Origin of the sequence: Ruminococcus callidus ATCC 27760 (genome assembly GCF_000468015.1) — a bacterium.
Lineage (GTDB): Bacteria > Bacillota > Clostridia > Oscillospirales > Ruminococcaceae > Ruminococcus_C > Ruminococcus_C callidus.
Genome location: NZ_KI260415.1, coordinates 10252 through 14933 on the forward strand (window position 1 = coordinate 10252; position 4682 = coordinate 14933).

The following is a 4682-nucleotide window of genomic DNA, read 5'->3' on the forward strand; positions in this document are numbered from 1 at the left end:
TGCTGAAAATGTCAAAGTTTTCTGCTGTCCAGAAGATACTCAGATCAACCGGCACTTCTGCACCGCACTGCGGGCAGTGGCAGTATACGTTTTCGTTGTTGATCTCCACGGAGATACTGGTGGTGTCATTCAAGTTTTCTTTGATGTAAAACATATGGAATCCTCCTAATCTTTCTTGTAAAAGCTGCATTCATATCCGTCTGCCCGAAGCAGCAGTCCCTTTGCCCAGTCTGGTGTTCTCGCCATCTGCTGACAGATCTCATCCAGTTTTGTATCTTTCGGGCATTCGATAATCATTTCATCGTGAATATGACCGACAATAAAGTGTTGTGATAGTGTCTGCATGGAATACATCAGCAGATCTCTTGCAATTCCTTGGACGCAGTTCTCTACAAATTTCGGCCCATAGCTTTCAAGCCTGTCCCATTTTTTCTGAGCATTAATGCCCATATATGTAACAGATTCACCGCCGAATTTATTCTTACCGATGTAGGGTTTAGCATAAGCAAGACGTCTTCCGCTTGGCAGCCTTATGAACAGAAACCCTGCCTCATAGGAAAATAGCAGTCCGTGTGTTTTCGTTGCTGTTTTTCCTTTGATTGCCTTTTTTACAGCTCTATTTACCGCCCACCAGAGTTCTGTAATATGCGGTGAAGCCTCACGCCAGTCGGTTACGATCTGTTTCAGTTCCGTATCGGATAAGCCGAGAGAATCTGCTCCCATCGCTTTCATGGCTCCAACCGATCCGCCGAAACCACAAGCCAATTCGGATATCTTTCCTTTCTGCCTTAAATGACCGTTTTCACCATGCTTTACAACTGGCACACCGAACATCTTTGATGCTGATGCACAGTAAATGTCTTCACCGTATGCAAAAGCCCGCATTCGCCATTCTTCACCTGCAAGCCATGCGATCACTCTTGCTTCAATGGCAGAGAAGTCAGCTACAATAAACTTCATACCCTGTCTTGGAATAAAGGCGGTGCGGATAAGCTGTGATAGTGTATCAGGAACATCATCATACAGCATCTGAATATCTTCAAAAGAACCATACTTTACAAGTTCTCTTGCTTCTGATAAATCCGGCAAATGATTCTGCGGAAGATTCTGCAATTGCACATTTCTGCCAGCCCAACGCCCCGTTCTTGATGCCCCATAAAAGCTGAACATCCCTCTTGCACGATTATCGCTGCAAGCTGTATTCTTCATAGCAGTATACTTTTTCACTGAAGATTTAGACAACTGCAAACGCATCTGAAGCACGGATTTCACAGGTTCTTTTGCGGTTTTAATGAGTTCCAGCACCTGTGTTTTTCCGAGTGAATCCGACTTGTAACCCTGTGTTTCAAGCCAATCCAGCAACTGATACACAGAGTTCGGATTTTCTACGCCTGTCAGCTTTTGCACTTCAGCTGTCAGTTCTTCTTTTGCCTTTGCATCAAGGTTAATTGCCTTATCTGCAAGCTGCATATCTACGAGAATACCTCTGTCATTGATTTCCTGGTCAAGATAAAATTCCTGCCAGATAAAATCGGGAACAGGAAAACGGGACAGCTTTCTGTCAATTTCAAGTTCAGCTTCTACATCACGCTTGTTGTACGCTTTGAAAATCTCCCATTTATCGGGATAATCAGTGGGGGAATGGAACTGCGGTACACCGTCAATTGTGTCGTATGGCACACAAAAGAATTTGACGAGAGCCTTGCCATCTGTCATTTTCTGCTGTTCAATGCCCAAAACCTTTCCGACTTCTGCAAGTGATGACGGCAGTCCGAGCGTTCTTGCATGAATCATAGAACAATGCCAGCTTTCGGGATTTAAGAAATCTCCGACAGTATCTTCGTCAATGCTGTAACTCTGAAAATATTGAGGATAATTTTCACGAAGATATTTTGATAAACATACTCGTTCAAAGTTACAGTTAAATGCTCTTTTAACTACATTTTCATCTGCAAGAGCAGCGAGAACATTTTCCGGAATTTCTTCACCGTTTGCCGTATCCACTACCTGAACAGGCTGTCCGTCTATGGAATAGGCAAACAGCAGAATATCAAAATATGGGGTATCTGTATAAGCATAAATGCCGCATTTTGATATGTCCTTATCGGATTTTGTTTCGATATCAATTGTAATCATGTTTATCTCAATCACCCACCCAAGCATAACGCCTAGCTGTCCGCCCAGCTATCTTAGTTCAGAAAATCCTCGTCTTCTACGGTTGCGAAGTCGTCCTCTGCACGGCTGTGGCCACCCAGCGGCTCGCCATCCCGAATCTTCTGGATGTTCTGCAAGCCGCAGGCAATGCCCCGAGAGGTCTTTGTAGCGAACGCATAGAACGTGATGCTGGCTCTGCCGTAGACACCGCTGTAAATCTCGCTGTGGTCTAAAATCTGCTGGCAGGCTGCATCCACGATGCCCGGAGCAGTGATGGAATTGGCGTTGACGAAATAACTGTTGGCATAGGCTTCATCGTCCGGTCGCTCCAAGTCACCATCCCGAAGCGGCGTCTTGAGGGAAGTCAGCGGCGGAACGGACTTGCTGTTGCCTTTCAGCTTGCCCTGTCCTTCCTCGTAGGCAGCCTGAATGGCGGCACGAATCTTTTCGATGGTTTTCGTGTCCGACTTGGGAATGATGAGGGAAACGCTGTACTTCGGCTTGCTGTTCTCGTCCATCGCCTTGGCTTCCCAGAGGTTGGCGTAGCTGAATCTGCATACACCGGTTACTACTTTTGCAGGATTGATATACTTTGCCATGATAAAAACTCCTTTATTCTTTGAAATCTTCCTGTGCAGTATTCCACGCAGGTCGTTTGTCTGATAGCGGAACAAGTGTTGGCTTTCCCTGTGGTTTCACAAGCAAATTTCCCAACAATTCTTCGAATTTTTTCTTGCCCAGCATTCTGGTCATTGCGATAATGCCCATTACCTTATGTTCATATGGGTCGAACCCAGCAGCTTGTACCGCCTCCGCTGCTGCAGTTTCACTGCAATATGCTCGTCTGGCTCTGCCTTCAACCAGCTTCCAATTCTTCCATGCTTTTCCCTGTAAGGACTGCTGCAAAGCGTATTCCTTGACGTCCGCCACCCAAGCGGTCAGCTGGTCAGCCGTTGCTAAAATCGTTTCGATTTCGGTATCGGTCAGCTTGTCCGGCATAGCAAAATCATACTTTGCCAATTGCAGATTGTACTCCGCCCGTTTCCGGCAGGTGGCTTTTCGCTTGCAGAAACGGCAGTGTTCTCCGGCAAAGAATTCGCCCTCGCCTCTGGCAGCAAGTGCGGCTTTTGGTTTCAGTTCGGTTTCCGCCCAGTGCAGCAGTTCCGACAGCGGCAGGGTGCATTCGCTGAGGTTCTGGATTCTTGGCTGAAAAATTACCATCCAGATTTCTGCAATGTCATAGAGGGCATCGAACAATTCCAACGCCCCCAGAGCATAAAGCATCATCTGCGAGTTGTGATCAGCAGATACTGCTACGCCCTTACCATACTTAAAGTCAATGACAGTCAGGATATCATCTGCAACAATCACACAGTCGCCCGTACCAAAACCGCTGGGAACATATCGGCTGAAATCTAACCGCTGTTCCACTAAAACCATGGGTTCTTGCAGGGTTGCCAGCAATTCAGCGATGTACTGGGCGTAGCTGTCCGTGCAGTATTCCATTTCCGTGTCGTAGAAATCTAAGTTTTCCGTGGGATTAGATGCCGGATTCCCGAGCAGTTTTTGCACCTTATATTCTGCCAACTCGTGAGCACACGTGCCTTCCCGAGCGTAGTCTGTCACGGTATCCGGCAGGGCAGCACAAAGCTGTGCAGACGGCGGACACGCCAGCCAGCGAGCACTGGAAGAAGCAGAGAGCACGGCGTGTTTATTCGGCATGGGCTGCCTCCTGTGCATCTGCGAACAGTGCAGCGTACCGTCCCGGCGGAACTTCAGACAATCGACTGCCGCCATGCTTTTGCAGCAGTTTCAGCACCGTTTCCTTTTGTCCGCTGCGGGATAGATTCGCCAGAACGCTGCGGACTTCTTCCAGTGTGACCGCCTTTTCCACGGCTTTTTTGACCGTTTCTTCTTTTTGCGGATAAATCTGCGTAAACGTCTCCACTTCCGCTTTAGAAGCACTTTCTGCCCACTCTGATGCGACCTTTACGAAATCGCTGAGTGCTGCAAGGACATCTATGAGGGTTTTCATTCGGTTTCACTCCTTTGCATATTTTTGACGATAGGTCTGAGAACTAAATTCCGCTAATATTTGGCGAATCACTTCTGCTTGCCGAATATCTGCAAACAATAGCAATTGCTCCAAAGCAACAGATTGTTCTTCTGTAAGCATATTTTTATATGGATGATACCAATCTGCTACTCTAACACCGCCGCCATTCCCGGAACACGTCTCCAGAGGATAGTCCAATGCAAGTGCATGAATGTCGTTGCGAACAGTATTACAACATACACACAATTCCTGTGCAAGAAGTGGAACTGTTGTTTGTCTGCGAGCAACTAAAATCTTCATGATTTCGGCACGCCGTTCATTCACACTCACATGGACACCCCCTTTCCTAATCGTCGAACTTACTCTAGCATTCAAACTACCAGCCTTTTTGGTAGTTTGAAAAGAGTTCACAAAACATTTTCAGTTTGTACAGGAATAAAAACACCGACAAGGTACAGAAAAAATTCTGCAC

General features: G+C 46.8%; 5 protein-coding genes. All 5 read right to left on the reverse strand.

Going from position 1 to position 4682, the window contains the following annotated elements; all coding sequences use genetic code 11:
• Positions 1 to 165: 165 nt before the first annotated feature.
• The 5 genes from RUMCAL_RS08625 to RUMCAL_RS08645 are packed head-to-tail and all read right to left on the reverse strand — an operon-like array spanning position 166 to position 4540.
• Positions 166 to 2142, reverse strand: a complete 1977-nt coding sequence (locus RUMCAL_RS08625; protein WP_341349370.1) for a DNA polymerase — start codon at positions 2140 to 2142, stop codon at positions 166 to 168.
• Between the two features lie 47 nt (positions 2143 to 2189).
• On the reverse strand, positions 2190 to 2753 hold the full coding sequence (locus RUMCAL_RS08630; protein WP_021682369.1) for a DUF2815 family protein: 564 nt from the start codon (positions 2751 to 2753) through the stop codon (positions 2190 to 2192).
• A gap of 13 nt (positions 2754 to 2766) precedes the next feature.
• Positions 2767 to 3876, reverse strand: a complete 1110-nt coding sequence (locus RUMCAL_RS08635) for a DUF2800 domain-containing protein (RefSeq protein ID WP_021682370.1) — start codon at positions 3874 to 3876, stop codon at positions 2767 to 2769.
• Entirely contained in the window at positions 3866 to 4189 is a 324-nt protein-coding gene (locus RUMCAL_RS08640; protein WP_021682371.1) for a hypothetical protein, read from the reverse strand. The genes RUMCAL_RS08635 and RUMCAL_RS08640 overlap by 11 nt, the downstream gene beginning before the upstream one ends.
• A 6-nt stretch (positions 4190 to 4195) precedes the next feature.
• On the reverse strand, positions 4196 to 4540 hold the full coding sequence (locus RUMCAL_RS08645) for a DeoR family transcriptional regulator (RefSeq protein ID WP_051343767.1): 345 nt from the start codon (positions 4538 to 4540) through the stop codon (positions 4196 to 4198).
• Positions 4541 to 4682 lie beyond the last annotated feature (142 nt).